General features: G+C 69.6%; 18 protein-coding genes and 3 pseudogenes. 11 read left to right on the top strand and 10 right to left on the bottom strand.

Annotated features, from left to right (window positions below):
* Positions 1–25 precede the first annotated feature (25 nt).
* From OHA19_RS44135 to OHA19_RS44125, 3 pseudogenes are all read left to right on the top strand, one after another.
* Positions 26–1278: pseudogene (locus tag OHA19_RS44135) on the top strand (IS256 family transposase).
* Positions 1275–1764: pseudogene (locus OHA19_RS44130) on the top strand (HAD domain-containing protein). The pseudogenes OHA19_RS44135 and OHA19_RS44130 overlap by 4 nt, the downstream one beginning before the upstream one ends.
* Positions 1752–2054: pseudogene (locus OHA19_RS44125) on the top strand (sensor histidine kinase); the annotation flags it as partial. The pseudogenes OHA19_RS44130 and OHA19_RS44125, both read left to right, overlap by 13 nt.
* 266 nt (positions 2055–2320) lie before the next feature.
* Here OHA19_RS44125 and OHA19_RS44120 read toward each other — a convergent pair.
* The 3 genes from OHA19_RS44120 to OHA19_RS44110 form a co-directional block, all read right to left on the bottom strand.
* Positions 2321–3208: a hypothetical protein gene (locus OHA19_RS44120; RefSeq protein ID WP_331748796.1), complete on the bottom strand. Its 888-nt coding sequence runs from the start codon at positions 3206–3208 to the stop codon at positions 2321–2323.
* 383 nt (positions 3209–3591) lie between these two features.
* Positions 3592–3714, bottom strand: a complete 123-nt coding sequence (locus OHA19_RS44115; protein WP_331748799.1) for a hypothetical protein — start codon at positions 3712–3714, stop codon at positions 3592–3594.
* A gap of 90 nt (positions 3715–3804) precedes the next feature.
* The gene (locus OHA19_RS44110) at positions 3805–4329 is read right to left on the bottom strand and encodes a DUF402 domain-containing protein (protein ID WP_331748801.1); all 525 of its coding nucleotides are present in this window, start codon (positions 4327–4329) and stop codon (positions 3805–3807) included.
* Between the two features lie 378 nt (positions 4330–4707).
* Here OHA19_RS44110 and OHA19_RS44105 point away from each other — a divergent pair, with 378 nt between their 5' ends.
* Both OHA19_RS44105 and OHA19_RS44100 read left to right on the top strand, forming a co-directional pair.
* Positions 4708–5376: a hypothetical protein gene (locus OHA19_RS44105; RefSeq protein ID WP_331748804.1), complete on the top strand. Its 669-nt coding sequence runs from the start codon at positions 4708–4710 to the stop codon at positions 5374–5376.
* Between the two features lie 324 nt (positions 5377–5700).
* Positions 5701–5994: a hypothetical protein gene (locus OHA19_RS44100; RefSeq protein ID WP_331748807.1), complete on the top strand. Its 294-nt coding sequence runs from the start codon at positions 5701–5703 to the stop codon at positions 5992–5994.
* Between the two features lie 239 nt (positions 5995–6233).
* Here the strand turns inward: OHA19_RS44100 and OHA19_RS44095 are convergent, their stop codons facing one another.
* Complete coding sequence (locus OHA19_RS44095; RefSeq protein WP_331748811.1) at positions 6234–6431, bottom strand: hypothetical protein; 198 nt, start codon at positions 6429–6431, stop codon at positions 6234–6236.
* A gap of 987 nt (positions 6432–7418) precedes the next feature.
* Here OHA19_RS44095 and OHA19_RS44090 point away from each other — a divergent pair.
* From OHA19_RS44090 to OHA19_RS44080, 3 genes are read left to right on the top strand one after another with little or no spacing between them, the layout of a single operon-like run.
* Positions 7419–7868, top strand: a complete 450-nt coding sequence (locus OHA19_RS44090; RefSeq protein ID WP_331734593.1) for a DUF3995 domain-containing protein — start codon at positions 7419–7421, stop codon at positions 7866–7868.
* Positions 7852–8373 carry an RNA polymerase sigma factor gene (locus OHA19_RS44085; protein WP_331734592.1) on the top strand — a complete coding sequence of 174 codons (522 nt, stop codon included), beginning with the start codon at positions 7852–7854 and terminating at the stop codon, positions 8371–8373. Before OHA19_RS44090 ends, OHA19_RS44085 begins: the two co-directional genes overlap by 17 nt.
* Positions 8370–8822 (top strand): hypothetical protein, encoded by a 453-nt coding sequence (locus OHA19_RS44080; protein ID WP_331748813.1) that lies wholly within the window; start codon positions 8370–8372, stop codon positions 8820–8822. Before OHA19_RS44085 ends, OHA19_RS44080 begins: the two co-directional genes overlap by 4 nt.
* 474 nt (positions 8823–9296) lie before the next feature.
* On the opposite strand, the gene OHA19_RS44075 is transcribed toward OHA19_RS44080, so the two are convergent.
* Positions 9297–10172, bottom strand: a complete 876-nt coding sequence (locus tag OHA19_RS44075; RefSeq protein ID WP_331754716.1) for an aminoglycoside phosphotransferase family protein — start codon at positions 10170–10172, stop codon at positions 9297–9299.
* Between the two features lie 283 nt (positions 10173–10455).
* On the opposite strand from OHA19_RS44075, the gene OHA19_RS44070 reads away from it, so the two are divergent.
* The 3 genes from OHA19_RS44070 to OHA19_RS44060 all read left to right on the top strand — a co-directional run bounded on the left by OHA19_RS44070 (position 10456) and on the right by OHA19_RS44060 (position 13260).
* Complete coding sequence (locus OHA19_RS44070; protein ID WP_331748818.1) at positions 10456–10887, top strand: heavy metal-responsive transcriptional regulator; 432 nt, start codon at positions 10456–10458, stop codon at positions 10885–10887.
* Between the two features lie 257 nt (positions 10888–11144).
* Positions 11145–12188, top strand: a complete 1044-nt coding sequence (locus OHA19_RS44065) for a helix-turn-helix domain-containing protein (RefSeq protein WP_331754680.1) — start codon at positions 11145–11147, stop codon at positions 12186–12188.
* Between the two features lie 376 nt (positions 12189–12564).
* A complete protein-coding gene (locus tag OHA19_RS44060; protein WP_331748824.1) occupies positions 12565–13260 on the top strand; it encodes a hypothetical protein in 696 nt (231 codons plus the stop codon).
* A gap of 339 nt (positions 13261–13599) precedes the next feature.
* On the opposite strand, the gene OHA19_RS44055 is transcribed toward OHA19_RS44060, so the two are convergent.
* From OHA19_RS44055 to OHA19_RS44035, 5 genes are all read right to left on the bottom strand, one after another.
* A complete protein-coding gene (locus OHA19_RS44055) occupies positions 13600–16068 on the bottom strand; it encodes a condensation domain-containing protein (RefSeq protein WP_331754679.1) in 2469 nt (822 codons plus the stop codon).
* A gap of 379 nt (positions 16069–16447) precedes the next feature.
* Positions 16448–16672 (bottom strand): hypothetical protein, encoded by a 225-nt coding sequence (locus OHA19_RS44050; protein ID WP_331748830.1) that lies wholly within the window; start codon positions 16670–16672, stop codon positions 16448–16450.
* Between the two features lie 149 nt (positions 16673–16821).
* On the bottom strand, positions 16822–17766 hold the full coding sequence (locus OHA19_RS44045) for an aromatase/cyclase (protein WP_331748833.1): 945 nt from the start codon (positions 17764–17766) through the stop codon (positions 16822–16824).
* Between the two features lie 172 nt (positions 17767–17938).
* Positions 17939–18760 (bottom strand): AfsR/SARP family transcriptional regulator, encoded by an 822-nt coding sequence (locus OHA19_RS44040; RefSeq protein ID WP_331748837.1) that lies wholly within the window; start codon positions 18758–18760, stop codon positions 17939–17941.
* Positions 18761–19169: 409 nt separating this feature from the next.
* On the bottom strand, positions 19170–19397 hold the full coding sequence (locus OHA19_RS44035) for an acyl carrier protein (protein ID WP_405753523.1): 228 nt from the start codon (positions 19395–19397) through the stop codon (positions 19170–19172).
* Positions 19398–19471: the final 74 nt, after the last annotated feature.

Raw genomic sequence — 19471 nt, 5'->3', positions numbered from 1 at the left:
CACCGCGGGTCGGGAAGGCACGCCCGTGCTCAGCGTAGTCAACAACGACGGAGCCACCGAGACCGGCTCCCTGATGGACGACATCGTGCGCGAGGGCGCCCGGCGGATGCTCGCCGCGTCCCTGGAGGTCGAAGTCAACCAGTACATAGCCGAGTTGACCGACCAGCGAGACGAGGCCAGCCGCCGCCTCGTGGTCCGCAACGGCCATCACCGCGAGCGGACGGTGACCACCGCCGCCGGGCCGATCGAGGTGAAGGCGCCCCGCGTGAACGACAAGCGGGTCGATACGGAGACCGGTGAGCGTAAGCGGTTCTCGTCGCAGATCCTCGCACCGTGGTGCCGCAAGTCCCCGCAGATCAGCGAGGTCCTGCCCCTGCTCTACCTGCACGGACTGTCCTCCGGGGACTTCGTGCCCGCGATGGAACAGTTCCTCGGCTCCTCCGCCGGCCTCTCCCCGGCGACGGTGACCCGGCTGACGAAGCAGTGGAGCGAGGACCACACCGCCTTCCAGGCCCGTGACCTGTCGGACTCCGACTACGTCTACGTGTGGGCCGACGGCGTCCACCCCAAGGTCCGCCTCGGCCAGGCCCACTCCTGCGTCCTGGTCCTCATGGGCGTGCGCGCGGACGGCCGCAAGGAACTCATCGCGCTCGCCGAGGGCCTGCGCGAGTCGACCGAGTCGTGGGCCAAACTCCTGCGGGACTGCCGCCGACGCGGCACGCGCGATCCCGAACTCGTCGTCGGCGACGCCGCGATGGGCCTGTGGCGTGCGCTCGCGGAGGTGTTTCCGCAGGCCAGGCACCAGAGGTGCTGGGTTCACAAAACCCGCAACGTGGTCAACGCGCTGCCGAAGTCCGCACAGCCCGGCGCGAAGAAGGCCCTGCAGGAGATCTACAACGCCGAGGACCGCGACCACGCCGAGAGGGCCTCAAGGACTTCGAGCGCACCTACGGAACGAAATGGCCCAAGGCGACGAAGAAGGTCACCGGCGAGGCGGACGAACTCCTCACGTTCTACGACTTCCCCGCCGAGCACTGGGTGCACCTGCGCACGGCTAACCCCATCGAGAGCACTTTCAGCACCGTGAAGCTGAGCACGAAGGTCACCCGCGGAGCCGGAAGCCCGACCGCCGCCCTGGCCATGGTGTTCAAGCTCGTAGAGTCCGCCCAGGCCCGCTGGCGCGCGATCACCGCACCCCACCTCGTCGCCCTCGTCCGCAACGGCGCCATCTTCAAGAAAGGCCACCTCGTCGAACGTCCCGAGGCGAGCGCAGCATGACCGCGAACGGGAATCGTCCACTGCTCTTCCTGGACGCCGACGGGTCGCTCCTGCCGTTCGGTGATGGCCCGCAGCGCGGGCCGGCGGGCACCGCACGGACTCGCACCTGGCACGGCTCGTCCCGCAGGTCGGGCCGCGGCTCGCGGCGCTGCCGTGCGACCTGGTCTGGGCCACAACCTGGGAAGAGGAGGCGCATATCGAACTGGCACCGCGACTTGGCCTGCCGAAGCTGCCGTCCGTGAACTGGCCGGAGCCCTCAGCCGCACACGAACGCGAGGATCAGTGGTTCGGGCTCCACTGGAAGATCCGAACCCTCGTGGCTTGGGCGGACGGACGCCCGTTCGCCTGGGTCGACGATGAGATCACCGACGCCGATCGGGACTGGGTGTCGACCCGCACCCCGCGCCGGTCCTCCTCCATCACGTTGCGTCGTCTCGCGGCCTCACCGACCAGGACTTCGCAGTCCTTGATCAATGGCTGAGTTGATCCGCGGCATCCACCCCCAGGTGCTGGCGGACTACCGGCTGGCGGACTACCGGCTGGAGGCCGCGATCCCGGACGTCGCCGACCGGTCGGCGGTCCCGGTGGACATCGACGTCGACCTGCCGGGGCGGATGCCGGAAGCGGTCGAGGCCACCGCATACTTCGTGGTGTGCGAGGCGCTAACGAACGTCGCCAGGCACAGCGGCGCGACCCGGGCGAGCGTGACGGGCCGGTACGCCGACGGCCGCGGCGCCGCCGAGATCGGCGCCGACGGGCGCGGCGGCGCCGCAGCCGTCTGCGTACCGGCCGAGGAGACCCGCCGCCGCGTCCTGGCGTTCCTGCAGTCCTGACGCCCCCAGGCGGCCGCTTGCGCCCGCGGCCGGGAGGCTGCGGGGGCGCGGGCCTCGGGGATCCCGCCGCCGTGGTGCCGCAAGTCCCCGAAGACCGCCGCTGCGGCGAGCCGCAGAGCTATGACGGGCTGGTGCGCATGTATCGGCGCTCGTAGGCCACGCGGACTCCCGCTGCACCTTGAAGGCGCAGCGGTAGGTGTGTCTCTCCGTCAGGACCAGATGCCCAGCATCAGGTACGAGAGCCACCCCGACACATGGATGGTCGAGTCAGCCACGCCGAAGATGCCGCTGTCCGCGTCGACCGAGGCGGAGAACCCCGCCTGAATGAAGTACCAGTGGCCGCCCGTTGCCGGGAAGTGCGTGTCTGCGTCGATCCACTCGCCTTCCGTATGGTCACCATGTGCCTCGAACCAGCCCACGCCGTCATTCCAGCCCGGTGCGATGGGGGCTGCCGGCAGCGCTGTCTGGGCGGTGTCGTCCCAGATCTGAAGCGTGGTCGCGAACCGGCTGTGTGCGACATAGCCCATCGCCTGCTGGTGCCAGTCCCTGTTGAAGTAGATCGACGTGCTGAGTCGCAGGGCGGGGTTGTCCTGGGGGACGAAGAACCAGGAACCCATGCTGAGGGAACACGCGTCGGAAGATCCGATGGCTTGCACGTCCAGGCTGAAAGTTGCATGCTCGGCACTGACCGCGGCGCCCGAACCGGACGTAAAAGCCCCGTCGTACGGCGGCGACTTGAGGACGAAGTCGACATCCGCGTTCATCCGCCAGTCCTGCGGCGCAGCAGCATATGCGGGGGGCGAGGACGAGGTCCCGGTCTTGGTCTCCAGCCGCCTCTTCTGGTCGGCTCCGAGTGGCTTCGCGGCCTCCCGCAGGTCGGGAACGTCCAGGAGTCGGTCCACGACGGGACGCGCCAGCCCGGCGTCGTGCTCGAACTGCTTCTGCCGGCGTACGGCGTCGGCCTGGAGCCGTTCGACGAACCCTTTGCCGACATCATCGGCGGTCCGGGGCTCAGGCCTGGATGACGCGAGTGAGGCCTCAAGTGACCTGACCTCATCGATGCCTTGAGCATGGCGGGGGTGGAGCAGCGTCGACATCCTGGTGCACCTCGCTTCGAAGCGATGGACAGACCCGTCGGCTGGTGGAGCGAGGTGAACTTCGCTACGAAGAATGGACGAAGTCGTGGTCAGGTTGAACCGGCCTGGACGTTGGTCCGGCCGTCGCCCACCTAGGCCGTCGGGCTGTGCGACGTTGTGTCGTTCATCGGCACCTCCCTTTTCAGGCTCTCACGCACAGCCGCGGCTCGCATCCGGCTGAGCCCGACCCCGGGACACCGATAGTCCGGGAGGGACGATCTTCGGCAAGGTCCCAGCGCCCTGGACCCTCTCCCCGCCGATCCACAGGCTTTGACAATTGCTCTCTCGCCGGTCTTGCGCGCCCCCGGCTGCTTGCGAACGGTCAACTCACCGGTCGATGAGACCTACCGGACCTCGACGACGTCCTGCTCCAGTTGCATTCCCGATACGCCCTGGACGGTCTCGACCTGCCACTTGCCCAATTCGACGGCGAAGGTGCTGCTGCTGAGCGAGTCACCGGTCAACACGATGTGCGCCTCCCACTGCTCATGGCTGAAGGGCCGTGGGCTTCTCCTCCGGCCCCCTATGTATGCGCCCAACGCCACAAACCAAGGAGGTCACTGATCCGCCGGACAGGCCCTGTCCCGGGGCAGCCGCGGCGCGGGCCAGGCCTGCTTCCAGCGCCAGGTCTCCCGCCGGTCTGCATCCGCGAACGGCCCGGTGCGTTCCTCCATGGCGGCGGGCGAGTTCCACCGCCTGGTGGTCGCGGTCAAAGACGACGGCCAGGCGTCGGACGTGGGCGTAGTCGTCTTCGTCTTCCACGTGCGGGTGCCCGGGTCGGGAGTGATGACGAGGTCCACGGTCAGGTCGACGGTGTCGAACCTGTCGTCCGCGTGGGACGTGGGGTGCTCGACGTTGATGTACCAGTTCCTCAGCCCGGCCCCGGTGTGGGAGGCGTGGATGCTGAACCACTTGCCCGGTGACTTCCACAGCAGCGGCTCGCCGTCCGATACGCCGCCGCCGGAGCCAAGGCCCTCGCCGAGTCCGGCGCACCGTGGCGCGGCGTTTCCGAATCCGTCACCGCCTGGCCCTCGCCCCGGCGGCCGGCGCCTCCATGTCGGCCGCCCGCGCGGGATCTCCACGAGGGGCTCCAGGTTGAGTCAACGTCGTTCCAGATGTGTGACCTGATCAGGTGGGGCGGGGCGGATCGGATGGGTCTTGGTGGTGTGGGTGCGGTGGCTGTGGAGCGAGCCTGCGGCGATGCGGGAGCGTTTGTGGTGGAGGATGACCGTGCGAGCAAAGGCAGTTCTGGTCGAGGCGATCGAGCAGGTCCTCCGCAGTGCACTCCATGACGACGCGCAGCCGTGGGAAGCGCGGGAGTTGGCCGTATCGTCGCGGTGCTTTCCCCGGATAGACGTTTCGGGTGAACCGGGAGCGAGTTGGCCCTGTCCGGTACTCCCACCCCCATTCCCCGCACTTAACGTGACCGTGAAATAGCAGACAGCTATGAAGGGGATGTCGTGTTCCGTACCGTCAAGCAGCGCCTGGCAGCCTGCGCCACCGTGGTGGTCCTCGCCGCCGCCACCGCCTCGCTCTCCGCCCCGGCCACCGCCATCGGTGCCAAGGCCGCCACCGACCTGACCTATGGCAGCAAGATCCTGCTGCAGAACCAGTACGGCGGTAACGGCGGCTACCTCGACACGAACGGCGTCTCCGGCCAGCCCGGCGCCACGTACAACGTCAGCACCAACCAGACCCCGAACAGCCGGGGCCCGGCGACGTCGGTGTGGAAGGTCGTCTCCGCCACCGGCAAGGCGGCCGGGACTCGCGTCACCAGCGGCGACGTCGTCTACCTCATCAACCAGTACGGCAGCGGCACCTACCTCGACACCAACGGCGTCTCCACCAAGGCCGGCGCCAAGTACAAGGTATCCGCCACCGCAACCAAGGACCGCGGCCCGGGCACCGGAATGTGGCACATCTTCGGCAAGACGTCCTCTCCCACGGACGGCCACATCCGCACCGACGACATCGTGCACCTGCTCAACGACTACGGCTCCGCCAACGGCGGCTTCCTCGACACCAACGGCCATTCCACCCAGCAGGGCGCCAAGTACGACGTGACCACCAGCCACTACACCGACCGCGGCACCGGCACCGGCTCCTGGAAGGTCCTGCCCACCACCTGACCCACTCCGCGTGAACGGCACGCACGGGCGGCACGGCGTGCTTCCTGGACGTTGCATCTGCCAGCGACCGCGTCGCCCACCAGACCGACGCCCAGCTCGGCTGCCCCATCCCCTCATGTGGGCACGGCGATCGCTCGCCGTGCCCACATGCCATGCCCAGGATGTACTGCGGCCCTGCGTGGATCACAGGCGCTCCCCGGCCTGCTCCGGCTCCAGCTGCGGCGGAGCCGACCGCCAACCGGCACCGAAAGAAAAGAGATACCAGTGACTGTTCGCTCCCTCACAGCGGCCCTTGGCGCTGCCTGCAGTGCCTTCGTTCTGCTGATGGCTGTACCCGGTTCGGCCTCGGCGGCCACTGGCCAGTTCCGCTACAGCTACACCACCGCCGAGGGATACGAAGCCGTCGGCTTCCTGAACAACCCCGCCAGCGGCAAGTGCATCAACCTGCATGGCCCCGCCTCCGAACCGGGTTCGGCCAGCCGGGCTCCGAAGAACCACACGGACACCACCGCCACCGTCTTCCTCGATGCCGACTGCGAAGGCGACACCTACTACACCCTGCCTCCCGGCACAGGAGCCGACGACCGCCTTCTCACGCGGTCCGTGATCTTCTCCTGACCTTCAGCCTGCCCGGGGCGGCAGGAAAAACTCGTGAAACCCCCAGCGGGCGGCCAGGCGTCCGTGCGCAGGGCCGAGAAGGTTGGCCACCGGGTCCAAACCCAGTAGCGACGGCCGGCACAGCCTTCCGCGCCCACCCCGATGACCACTTCCCCGTCCGCCCGGCCGGCTGCTGGCTTCTGGCCCGGCGCCGGGGTGGCAGGGAGCAGGTCTACAGGCGGCGGTGACCGCTCGCCACGTCACCGTGTCGCGACACGTGATTCTCGACGGGCAAGGGCCGCTCTTGCAGCAGGTTCCTGGATGTGGCCGATGCCGTGTCCGGTCGAGCAGTTGTTGCCGTGGCTGGCGCCCACGTCGGCGAGGCCAGGGACGACGGCGAGTTCCTGGAGGCAGTGTGCGGCGTCGGTGACGTTCCAGTCGCTGACGGCGTTCGCCATGCCGGTGAGGCCGCTGCCGGTGTCGGCGTGTGCAGGCGCGGTCGAAGGACAGGGCCAGGGTGGACAGGGCGGTCAGCAGAGTGATCTTCCGCAGGGGCTGGGCAACGGTCGCGGCTGGTCCGGTACGCGGTGCGTGGGCCGTTTCGGCGGCGGCCGAGCGGGGGTATCGGGTTTCGTTCGTTGTCTGCTCAAAAGCGCCTATCTCGTATGGCTGGAGTGTGCCCGGGGGTAGCTTCCGGTCCGTTCCCGGGCTGGGCAACGGACCTGGCCGACACCGCCGACGCCAACCATCGCGCAGTCCGCGCCTCGTTGGCCGCCCATGGGATCACCGTCCCCCTCTCCTGGGTAGCAGCCGATCCCGCGGTCACCGCCGCCCAGCTCCGCCGCCGACTGGGCTTCGGACCGGGTGACCTTCCTGACGACAGCTTCGTCGAAGCCGCCCGCGCCCACTGGTACGCGCACACCGACCTGATCCGGCCGATCGCCGCCGCTGCGACCGCCGCCCGCGCCGCCGCGGACCGCGCCGCCGTCGCAGTGGTCTCCGCCAACTACCACGATCGTCCGACACGGCCTGACGGTCGTGGGCCTCGACGAACACCCGCGAGGCACTGTGCACAGCCACTCCCTGCGTGCCCTGGGCCAATTGGTCACCCGCGCTGCTCTGGACCGCATCGAGCGTGACGCCGCAGAGCCGGATCACGCCGGTCAGCACGCTCAGTGCCAACAGCGAAACGCAGTGCCAGAAGCCCGCAGGGCAGGCGCCGCCGCCCACCGATTCGTCCGACGCCGGGAAGCCAAGAGGGCGAAACGTTGCCAGCAGTCCCAGCCCTGTTGACGCTTGATCGCCGGGCACAGGAAGCCTGCTCGACAGCCGGGGCCCGGATGCGCCTTGCGCGCCTCCGAAGAATTCGCGTACTCCGAGGGAACGTTTCGCGCGGACAGCTCCTCAACAGGGCGACGGATTCCTTTGCCGACGCAGGAGGCACCATGCCGTACCAGCCCGCCAACCCCGCACCGACCCGTGCCGCCGCACTCGTCGCCTCGGTGCTCACCGTGGACGCCGTGCTCCACCTGTACTGGACGACGGGAGCCACATGGCCCGCGGCCGACGACAGGAGCCTGTCCCACGCGGTTCTCGGGACGGACGTGCCGTTCACACCACCGGTCCTGCTTCCTCTTGTCGCCCTGCTCCTCACCGCAGCCGCCTTCGTTCTCGCCCGCGCGCACCGGCCCCGCCCGCTGTTGTTCCGCGTCGGCACGCCGGCCGTGGCCGTCGGCCTCTCGCTGCGCGCGGTGGCGGGGATCTACTGGCTGTTCGCCGAGGAGACCGGCACCGCCTTCTACTGGCTCAACCTCATTCTCTACACCCCGCTGTGCGCCGTCCTGGCCGTCGCCACTCTGCGCGTGGCGCGGTGGAAGGATGCGGCCCGTGCCTGATGAACGATCCGATGACCGAACGGTCCGGCTCGTACGAGCCGCCCAGCGTGGTGACACCCTCGCCATGGCCGAACTCCTGGACGTGCTCGCCCCGTACGTGGTCCGCGTCTGCACGTCCATAGCCCTGGGCCAGGGCGCGGACGCTGCGCAGGAGTCCCTGGTGGCGGTCTTCAAGTCGCTGCGCACGTTGAAGGACCCAGCCGCACTGCACGGCTGGGTCCGTGCCATCGCGGTACGGGAGTCGATCCGCACCGCGCACCGCGCCGCCCGCACCGTACCGGCCGATCTCAGCGCGCTTCCCGCCCGCGGCGACCCTCAACTCTCCGCCGACATCAGGGACGTACTGGACCGGCTCTCCCCCGAGCACCGCGCGGTGCTGATGCTGCGTGACGTCGAGGGGCTGGACGAGCGCACCGCCGCCGCCCTGCTCGGCGTGCGCACGGGCACTGTCAAGTCGCGGCTGCACCGGGCCCGCGACACCTTCCGGAAGGCGTGGACGTCATGAACGAGCCCTGGCCCATCACTGACCTCGACCCCGTGCGGCGCCTGCACGTCTTGGCCGGCGGCATTCGCGGCGCCCACGTGAGCGAGGCACACATGGACGCCCCCTTCGAACGGGTCTGGGCCCTGCTGGGCGACCTGGAGGGCGCCTTCGGACAGGTCGTGCCCGACATGGAACGGCTGCGCGTCGTCCGTCGGCAGGGCGAGCGCATAGAGGCGCTGGCACGCAGCAGGTACGGGATGCGGGCACGGCTGCGCGGCGTGCAGCGGCCCGGCTGGTGCTGGCTGCAGAGCCGGTTCCTGCTGCTTGGCGTGGCGGCGGCGCCGGAAGGCACAGGCACTCGGGTGGCATTCACCGGTGGCGTGCGCCTTCCGGCCCACGCCGCCCTGATCCCCCTGGGCGTACGGCGTGAGGGCAGCCGCAGCGTTCAGCGCCTGGCGGCCCTGCTGTGACCGGGAAGGCGCCGGTTTCGGGTGCCCTGAGCCGGTCAACGACTCACAGGCTGCGTGCCGGACGCCGTGCGGCAGTCGGCAGTTCGACGAGAGGCCTCGTACCAGCCGCGAAGGGACGCTGACCCCGCGTCCGGCGAAACGGACAGGAGGGACATCCTCGAGCCGGTCCGTCGCGCAGTTCCGCAGCGGACGCCGACGGCACCCATGCACCGCGGACGGCTCGGTTCGTTGAGCAACGTCTCGATTGAGTGAGACGGAACAGGAGCACCGGGCAGGGGGCCCCGAGGGCAGGAATGAAGCGGGGGCGTATACCGCGGTGTACGCCTCGCTTTCGGAGACCTTGTTGGTTGATTCGGTTTGGGCGTCCTTGTCCTGTCTCACCGAAGGCTGAGCGGTCTCACCGAAGGCTGAGCGATGGGTGTTCCGTCCCCAGCGGAGCGCGGGGCACGAGACGATCGGGAATTCCGGGTGTGCTCACCGGGTCAACGCGAGCAGTTCATCGATCACCGGTTTCTCACCATCGTCACCGAGGTGGGCGATGGCCGCGAACGGCGCGATCACCTGGCTCCAGGCATGGAGTCGGTCGCCATCGAGCCCGCACGCCGCCGCCACGCGCGCGCAGCGGGTCTCGACGCCCTCGAGCCCGGCGCCGGCCACGACGTAGTCCACAGCGTCGAAGCACGGATCACCGACACATGCTTTCGGGTCGATGGCCATGAGACCGCGCTCCGCGCCGCCGTCGAGCACGTTGCCCCGGTGCAGGTCACCGTGGAGCAATACGGTTGTCGCTTCCGTGTCCAGCAGCCGCTCGCAGCGCTGGATGGCCCTGTCCCACGCGGTGACGTCCATCCGTGCACTGATCGCAGGCTCGGACAGCCGCCTGCCGACCCGGGCGAAGGCCTCTTCGCACCGCCCACGCAGCACACGCGTCGGCAGCGGAGGCGGAGTGACCCCGTGCAAGGCGGCGAGCAGATCCGACCACTGTTCCGGAAGCGAAGCAGCAGGCATGTCCTCCGCCGGCGTTCCGGGCACGATCTCCTCCAGCACCATAGCGCCCGCTTCCTCGTCGACGGCCAGCACAGAGGGCACCCGGCCCGAGGCAGCGAACCACCCCAGCATTCCGGCCTGCTCGGCCAGAAGTGCCCGCTCCGGACTGATTTTCAGCACCGCAGGCGTGCCGTCGGGCCAGCGGCACCGGAACACGACGGACGAAGCACCGTCCGGGAGGGACTCACCGAGCGAAAGGCCCCACTGGGACGTCAGCCGCGCGATGAGATCCGGCGTGTCAGCGCACCACTCGGCAACCTGGGGACCGAATCGACGTACCAACCGTGTAGTGACGCTCTCCACATCCACCAGCAGTCGTTTCACCCGGGTCAGTCTGCCGCTCGCGTGATCTCTGTCCACCGCTTTTCCACCACTCGCTGTGAACGCGAGCCGACGAGCGAATCGGACCGGAGCAGTCACCCGGCCTTCGGTGAGAATCGCTCAGCCTTCGCTGAGACAGATCAACAACGACGCGAAGCCACCCCCAGCCCTGGTGCCGACCCGCCTTCGTCGCCCTGGCCCGGGCGGTCTTGACGTTGCGGGTGATCCGCCTGGCTCCGGCTCGGCGCGGCCCCGGCCTGCCCAAATGGGTCGACTCCGTCGAAGCGGACTTCCCGCCAAGACCATCCGCTACTACGAACAGGCCGGCCTGATGCCTGAGCCGCCCAGGACCTCAGGCGGCTACCGCGACTACCCCGGCGAAGCCATCACTCGCCTCGCGTTCATCCGCGACGCCCAGCACGCCGGGCTCACCCTCGCCGATATCCGAGGCATCCTCACCCTGCGCGACAGTGGACAGGCCCCCTGCGACCACGTCAGCGACCTCATCGAGCAGCACCTCACCGAGATCAACCAGCGCATGGCCGAACTCCGCAAGACCCGCACGGCGCTGCGCGAACTCGCCCAACGGGCCGCCGACACCGACCCGGCAACCTGCACCGACACCGACATCTGCCAAATCATCAGCAGACCGAATCGCTACCGTGACGAGCGGACCGGCGGCCGGCCGAGGCGCTAGGCCCAGTCGTCACACTGCCGTCGTCGCCCGGAGGGCGGCCGCGCGGCGTCTGGTGCGTGCGATCGCAAGGCGCCGGAATGGCCTCGGATCGGCTGCGTGGCCTCGCCTCACGCGACCCACGACCGCCCCGTGGCGGCCGCGGGTGGACCGTCGCGCGGCTGGGCGGCTCACAAACGACCTTCTGAACGTTGTTCTGGCGGTATCGGCTGAACAAAGCCGGGAATAGCCTCGGAGGGCCGGGCTGTCCCGGCGGCACGATGGGGATCATCAGAACGGCGATATCGGGGGCGGACATGTGGCTGAACGTGTCGAACGAGGAACTTCCCACACAGGAGCGGTTGCCCTTCTGGGCCGACATGCTCTCCCGCGAACTGGTCCCTCTGACCTTGAGCAGTGCAAGAGCCGATGCCGACTTCCCGGCAAGGGGCGGCCTGCTGGACCTCGGTCCCGTACGGGTGGCCGCGTTCGACAGCCCGCCTGCGCACCTTAAACGTACCTGGGCCGACGTCCGGCAGGCCGACCCGGCCACGTACCAGCTTACTTTCGTCTCCGGCACCCCTCTGTGGATCAGCCAGCGGCGCCAGGACTCCGGGCTGGTGTGCGGCGACATGGTGCTCTGGAACAGCTCGCACCCGTTCGAGGGTTCGGTGCCCGACCGGGGCCGTCACATTCAGTCGCACATTCTGCAATTGCCGCGCGACCAACTACCTCTTCCACCCGACAAGGTCGACCGGCTCCTCGCCCGGCCCCTGTCCGCCCGTACCGGCATGGGAGCGATCCTCGCCCAGTTCGTGACCACTCTGGATGCTTATGGCCCGGAGTGCGATCCACGCGATCTGAGCCGATTGGGGGCGATGGCGCTCGACCTGGCAGGCGCCTGCCTGGCGCAGCACGTCGGTGCCTACGGTGACCTCCCGGCCGAGACCCGTCAACAGGCCCTTCTGGCTCGCGTCAACACCTTCATCGACCACAACCTCGGTGATCCGGAACTGAGCCCGGCGGACATCGCAGCGCACCATCACATATCTGTGCGGTCCCTGCACACCCTCTTCCGGCAGCAGGAGGAGACCGTGTCGGCCTCGATCCGCCGGCGTCGGCTGGAACGCTGTCACGCCGACCTCACTGACCCCCGCCTGCGACAACGCTCGATCAGTGCCGTCGCCGCCCGGTGGGGGTTCCTGCGCCCGCCGGAATTCAGCCGGGCGTTCCGTGCGAGATACGGCGTGCCGCCCAGAGAGCTCAGGCAGATGGCACTGGGCGGTGTGCCTGATACGGAACGGGCCGCGCTGAGCGACAAGTAACGGGGCGCGTATCGCCAACTCGCGGATGCCACCGCACGCCACGATGTCAGGGACGGGGGCACTGGGCTCCGCCACCGGGCGGAGCCCAGCTCGTACTCACCCGTCGCAGTTGTCGATCATCCATGGCAGTTTGACCACGAGGACCGGGACTCCGACTGGTCGTGGGCTGTCGTGCGCATGGCCCAGGGCAACCAGGGAGACGAGCAGGCTTCCGTACGGCTGCGCCGGGCGGGGACGTGATCGAAGGCGTGACCGAAGGCAAAGGGGCTGCGCATGAGTCACGGGGCACCCGTCATATACGTCATACACCGCCCCCGAGAATGCCAACTCGGCTTAAAATCAGGCGACTTGCCTAACCGGGGGAAGGAGGGGCCGCATGGAGATCGTCGTCCTGACGTTGTACATTCTGGCCGCATACGGGCTTTTCCTGAAGACCCGGACCGTACTCCACGCCTGGCGGCTCCCCGACCCGTCCATCAACATGGATCGGCTGGACGTCTACCAGAAGCAGGCTTTCCAGGAGATCTGTCGAAGATCCCCGAGCCTCGGCACCCGAGTCCGCCTGGCACCCTACTTCGACGAGCGGCAGTGGAACCGCGCCGACGCCCTGGTCGTCCTCGCGGAACCCGTCAAACACAAACTCGTGCGCATCGAGGGATGGAAGTTCGGTTCCTACGCCCTCACCCGCAAGGGCTGGCGCGAGTACCGGAAGCACTTCATGTGGACAGGGATCAGTGATGAATCCATGCACATAACGGCCTCTGATGGCGGCCTCGCGTCAGTCAATGTCAACAGCCCTCACGGGGTGGCCCAGAGCAGCGGGCGTGACAGCAGCGCCAACCTGTCCAGCATCTCGTACCACCAGCTGGCCACCGCTCTCAGGGCCGACTCGGAAAGTGCCCTGCCAGAGGAGGCGGTCAGGGCACGGGAGTATGCCGAAGACCTGACGGACGCGGCCGGTGCGCAGGACACCGATCGGGCCAACCGCGTCCTCGGCCGCATCAATGCCCTTCTCACAACTGCGAGTTCCGCCTTCAACCTGACGAGGGATCTGCTGCCGCCCGGCAACTGAACCCGGATGCGTCTCGCACGGCTCGGCCTCCGGAGGCCGGTGACGACTTCCCCCGATGTTGTGGTCACTGACGTGTCCAGCCACAGGGAGAAGCACCCGCATACCCGAACAGTCGACGCGGTCTGAACGGATGAGGGGCGGGCGCCCCGACAGTCTGGGCGGCCCGGCTCAGGGCTGACCCGGTGTCGGCGGGTGCGTACCTGGATCGGGGCGCGGCGTTCGTGCGTGGGACGGCGACCGGGACCGTCAGCCGGTCTTGCGCCGGAAGAACCGCTTCCGACCTGCGTTGCCACTCATGTTCCTGTCCTTCAGCCGGCCCTCCTCGTGAGCCGTGCGTGCCTACGTCGCACGTGTCTTCTTCTCAAGGGCTTCCTGGAAACGGAGCTTCGCTTCGTCGTCGGCATTGTTCGCGGGGGACGGTTCGGCCATGGCTGCCTCCTGGCGTTCGTCGGCACATACCGCACTCAGGGCATCACTGTTCCCTCGATGTCGATCGAGTCCGGCCTGAGTCCTTCTCAAGGCGCTTTCGATCGCGTGCGCCAGGGCGCCGACGGCGTCGGCGCCACCGCCGGCCAGGACCACGGGCGGGGGCGTACCGCCGTCCTCGGCGAGCCGCAGGGCGATGTCGCAGGCCTGGGCGCCGGCGCCGGAGAGACCGGCGAGCACCAGGGGCCCGTGACCGTCGGCGGTGCGCAGATAGCGGCGGATCTCCGTGACACAGCTCCGGGTCCCGTACGGCGTCGGGTGCAACGCCACGACGGCGTGCGCTCCGGTGGTGCCGTGGATCAGTGCGGTGAGCCAGAAGGCCGGTGTGCCGGGCGTGATGACCAGGCAGGCGGTTCCGGCGCGGGGCCCGGCCGCCGCCCTCAGCGTGGTCAGCACTCCGCTCGGTCCGGACGGGGCGCCGGGGCGTTCGTGCAGGCGCGGCGGGTCCATGCCGGGCAGGCCGTCGAGGAGTTCGGCGACGGTCACCGGCTGCCCCTCGGTTTCGGGCAGTTCGCGCAGCAGCTGGGCGCTGTGCGCCAGCAGTGCGCCCGCCCGGGCGTCGTCGAGGCGGGCGCGGTCGTGCACGGACGTCAGGACCAGGCCGCCCTGATCGTCGTGGTGGACGACGATGCTGATCGGGACCGGAGTGCGGGCCGGGGAGATGTCAGGTGCGTCCACGCGGACGCCGCGCGCGGCCAGGTCTGCGCCGAGGCCGTCGTGCCCGTGCGTGCGCTGCTCGAAGACCAGCAGGGACTCGGTGAGTGCGGCCCCTGAGTCCCATGAGCCCCATGAATCCCATGGGCTCTCTGAGTGCCCCGAGCTCTCTGAGTCCCCTGATTTCGCTGATTCTCGTGAGTTCGCTGATTCTCGTGAGTACCCCGAGGCATCCGAGGGCGCGGGTGTGTCGGTCGTGGCCGGTTCCCGCGCGAGCCAGTCGCGGATCTGGCCCTCAGCGACCCATTCGTACCCGGACACGTCCAGGGCGCAATCCCGCAGGGCCCGCAGCAGCCCGGACACCGTGGAGCGCGGGTCGACCTCGACGGACACCGGCAGCGGTCCGGCGAAGGGGCCGGGGGTGCGCTCGATGTCCCCGAGGAAGATGCCGCGGCCGGAGACGGTGACGCCGAAGCGCACCCGGGCGGGCTCCGCGCCCGCGTCCGACGCGCGGTGCAGGAGCATCGCCCACACGGCGTGCACGGCGACGCTCTCCGTGATGCCCCGTCGCGCCGCCCACTCGGCCAGGCGCACCGCGTTGTCGGGGGTCAGCCGGACGCGGGTGCGTCCGGTGCCGGACCGTCCGGTGACGGCGCCGGACGCGGCCCGCGGCATGCACACAGCGGGGCGCGCCGCCTCCCGGGACCAGAAGTCCCGTGCGGCGGAGGGGTCCTGGGCCTCCAGCCAGCGGACGTAGTCGCGCAGGTCGGGGCGGCGCTCGCCACCGGGCAGGAGGCCGTCGGCGCAGTAGGCCCGGTAGAACTCGCGGAGCAGGGTGTGCACGCTCCAGTGGTCGAGCAGGGCGCGGTGGTAGGTGAGCAGGACATAGGTGGGCGGGGGGTTGCCCGGTGTGCCCGGAGGTGCTCCGTCGAGGAGCGCGGCGCGCAGCAGCCCGGGGCGGCGCAGGTCGAAGCCGCGTCCGCGCTCGTGTTCCATCAGGGCGGCGCGGCCGGAGAACGTTCCGTGCGGGTGCCGTACGACCTCTGGGGCAATGTGGCGGTGCACGGTGACTTGGGGGTGCGGGTCCCAGACGAACGCGGCGCGCAGCACGGTCTCCCGGTCGAAGACGGACTGCCAGGCCGCGGTGAAGCGATCGGTGTCCAGCGGGCCGTGCCAGCGCCAGGAGAGCTGTTCCACGTGGTGGTCGGGGTGGATGAGAGCATCGGTGAGGACGTCGCGTTGCAGAGGTGTGGCGGCGAAGGTCTCCAGAGAGCCGGTCGTGGCTGCGCCGTGCAGTGCGTACGGGGTGTGCGGGGCGTACGGGGCGGGAGCCGGCGCCGGGGGGCGGGTGAGCTGGTCGGCGAGCGGGCCGACGAGGTCGGGCGGGACCGTGGCCCGCCCGGTGAGGCGGAGGGAGTCGGGGCTACCGGGGGCGCCGTCCGTCGGGCCGGTGCCGACGATGACTTCGGGCGGGCCGGGGTCGGCAGGTGCGGTGACGGCGCCGAGGAGGGCGGTCGGCAGGGGGCCCCGCACCTCCACGACGGCCTGTCGTGAGCGGTAGGTACCGGCGAAGGTGACGGTTACGGTCACGGTCCCCGGTTCGGATACGGATCGGCGACCCGGCGTGGGGACGGGGGCGTCGGAGGGGCGGTGGCCGTCGGTGGTCATCCGTGCGCCCTCCCCTCTCGTGGTGTGTTGTGGTCGGTCGTGGTCCGTGGCGGCCAGGCGCGGCCTGTCGTGCTGTCCTTCTGCCGCTGCCTCTGCTCCACGCGGTCGCCGCCGGTCGCGGGCCGGTCCCGGTGAAGGCGACGGTGTCGTACGCCGCGGCGCGCGGGTGCGGTGAGCCGGGAAGAACGTGCACGGTGGCGTGCTGGTGACTCATGCCTGCCTCCTCGTGCTCGGCTCACTGCCCGGTCCTCGCGGCAAGCCTAGGCACTCAGCGGGCGGAGGCCGGATTCTTCGAGCGGCCCTGAAGCGGTTCCCGATGCCGGGAGCCCGTCCCAGTCGATTTCGGGCCCCTGCAACTGCAGTTGGCGGAAGGCCGCCATCAGTCCTGGTACCCGAAGAGAGCGGCTCTGCCGTACCGGGGGTCCTCCACCAGCTGGGCGTCGACTCCGTGGGCGGGGGCGAACACCGCGGCGACCAGCGGTGCGGGCAGACAGCAGTCCAGTGCGCCGAGCAGGGTGTCGAAGGCGGTACGGAAGGCGGGGAACGTGCCGTACAGCGCCCTGGCCGTGGTGGGCGGGCAGCCGTCCCGGTCGGGGAAGAGCACCGCGAGGTCGCCGCGACCGCGGGTTCTGCACCCGGTCGGCGCAGCCGCAGGGCAGGAGCGCGGGCCGGGGTGTGTCTCGGGTGTGCGTGTCGGGTTTCATGGGCGTCTCTCGTCGTACTCGTGGCAGATCTTCCGCCGCGGCACGCAGGTCACAACACCCGGACCGCGCTCTCCGCGTGCCGCTTGGCCAGTTGGAGTGCCGCTTCGCTCTCCCGGCCGAGACTCTCCCGCACCTGGCGCCGGACCTGGGCGGTGTCCGTGCCGGGGCAGAGGTCCGGATCGAGGACGGCACGGTGCTGGGCGGTGACAGTTACACCCGTCGTGTCCGGCAGTACGGACCACTCACCGGTGTGGGCGGCCAGCGGACCCGGCGGGAGGGTCCTTTTGAACACGATGCGTCCGGCGTGGGGGAAGCAGATGCGTACGGCCTCGGTGGTCCGGGCGGGCAGGTGGTCCGCCTCTTGGGTCTGTGCCCGGACCAGTTGCACGCCGGGCGGGTCCTCCCGTACGTCGATGTGGGCGACCTGGGGCAGGAACCGGGGCCAGTCCCGTATCCGGTACAGCATGTCGTAGGCGAGCTCGGAAGGTCCGTCGACACGGACGGAGTCCTCGAAGGAGAGCACGAGCTCGTCGAGGTCGCTCCAGTGCTGCGCGTGGCAGCGCACACCGGCCAGGTCCAGACGGGTCGTGGTGTCGAGGGTGTGCTCCGCCCAGGCGGCACTCTCCGGGTCGTCCCGGGCGACGGTGAAGGTGCGGCTCAGGGTCAGCCGGGTGCGCCTGTCGTCGATGGCTTCCACGGTCCAGCTGCCGTGCATACTCGTCAGCGGCTGTTCCGACTGCTCCTGCCAGAAGTCCACGCGCCGCAGGTCGGACGAGAAGACCAGGCGCGTCGTCCATGAGCGCACCCGGCCCTCGGCGATGTCCCAGAGGCGGTGGCGTGCCTGCCGTCCGTCGAACTCCAGCTGTTCGACGTGGACGACGGACGGGAAGTACCGGGGCCAGTGCGCGGCGTCGGCGACCAGCCCGTAGACCACACCCGCGGGGGCAGCGATCACCACGTCGTGCTGCGCACAGCGCATCCGCTCGGCAGGCATCTGTCCACCCTCCTTCGGGTCCCGGCCCCGGGGCGGGTGGCCCCATGGCATCACGGGCCTCGGGCACCGGCGGGCAGAGGCCATTGGGCCGAGGGTGCCCCCAGTCGCTCGAGGGCGGGACGAGTGCGCCTTGAGCGCCGCGGACGGCGGCTGCGGGACGGCGCGCGTGCGGTCAGGCGGCGAACAGGTCGAAGGTGGAGGCGCCGCGCGGGCCGGCCAGGATATCGAGCTGGGGGGCCGTGGTGAGCATCGCCTGGTACAGCCTCTGGAGCTGGGGGGCGGGCTCGACACCGAGCTCCTCGCGCAGCCGGCCGCACAGCCCCCGATAGGTTCCGAGCGCGTCGGCCTGCCGGCCCGAGCGGTACTGCGCCAGGATGGACTGGGCGTGCAGACCCTCGTTCAGTGGGTGATGCATCGTCAGTTGACGTAGTTCACCGAGGAGTTCGGCGTGGCGGCCGAGGCGAAGGTCGGCGTCGATGCGGCGCTCGGTGGTGACCAGGCGGCTCTCTTCGAGTCGCACGACCTCGATGTCGAGCACCGGTCCGAGGCGCACGTCCACCAGGGCAGCGCCGTCCCACAGGTCCAGTGCCGCGCGGAACCGGTCGGAGGCGAGGAGAGCGTCACCGGCTTCGAAGGCGTTGCGTCCCTCCGCCACCAGTCGCTCGTACTGGTGCACGTCGATGCATTCCTCGGGCACCTGCAGCACATAGCCGCCGTGCCGGGTGGCCAGGATGTCCTTGGCGTTCCCCGGGACGTCCGGGCCCATGGCGGTACCGAGGCGGCGGCGCAGCTGCAGGATGTAGGTCTGGAGCGTGGTGAGGGAGCTCAGCGGCGGCTCGACTCCCCATATCTCCTCCATGAGTGTCTGCACCGGCACGACACGTCCGCGATATAGGGCCATCAGGGAAAGGAGCTGACGCGGTTTGCTGGCCGTGGGAACGATCGACCCGCCGTTGACTTCTGCCTTCAGCGGCCCCAGTACCTGAATCTTCATGTTCTCCCCCGCTCTTGGCGAGATGCGCTCGGTCGGCACACACGCTTGGTACTTCGCACGCTAGCGGGACGCAGAGCGTGCACGCGCGATTCTCCAGTTCTTCTCCAGCGGTCTTGGACAGCTGAATTCAGGACTCGACGAACGACGAAAAAGGCATCGTGAATCGCTGGAGTGCCGCCCAGAATTCGCTCAAGAGACCCTGCAGGGCGAGGGGCGGTCACAGGCCGCCGGGAGCAGGTCGGCCGCCGCCGGTGCGGGCAGGGTGATGCGCAGCGGTGCCGCCCGCGGCCAGGGGAATCCGAGGCGCGGGTGCATCACGGGATGCGTGAAGGGGCCGGTCTGGCTCACGACCGCGGCGAGGACGTCGGGGGCGGGTTCGAGTTCGACGAATGTCCACTGCCCGTACCGGTCATCGGCGGGCGGTTCGAATCCGTTGCGTTCCGGCGAACTCGGCGCCGAGGATGGAGTCGAGACCCATGACGTGGAAGGTGGCCTTCTCCTCGATCTCCGACGGGTCGCAGCGCAGGATCCTGGCGAGCATCTCGCGCAGTGCGCCGAGGACCTCGGGCAGGTCACCGACGGATGCCGACCGGGCGGGGTGCAGTTGTCCGAACACGATGGCCAGTCTCCGATTCACCTGGCCGTGGTAGAGCAATGGTGCGGGACGGGTCCCCCGCTGCGCATCGCCTCGCGTGGTGAACTCGCCGCGCG

It is taken from the genome of Streptomyces sp. NBC_00012 (assembly GCF_045040875.1).
Taxonomy (GTDB): domain Bacteria; phylum Actinomycetota; class Actinomycetes; order Streptomycetales; family Streptomycetaceae; genus Streptomyces.
The sequence above is the reverse complement of the archived record's forward strand: the minus strand, read 5'-3'. Positions and strand labels throughout refer to the sequence as shown.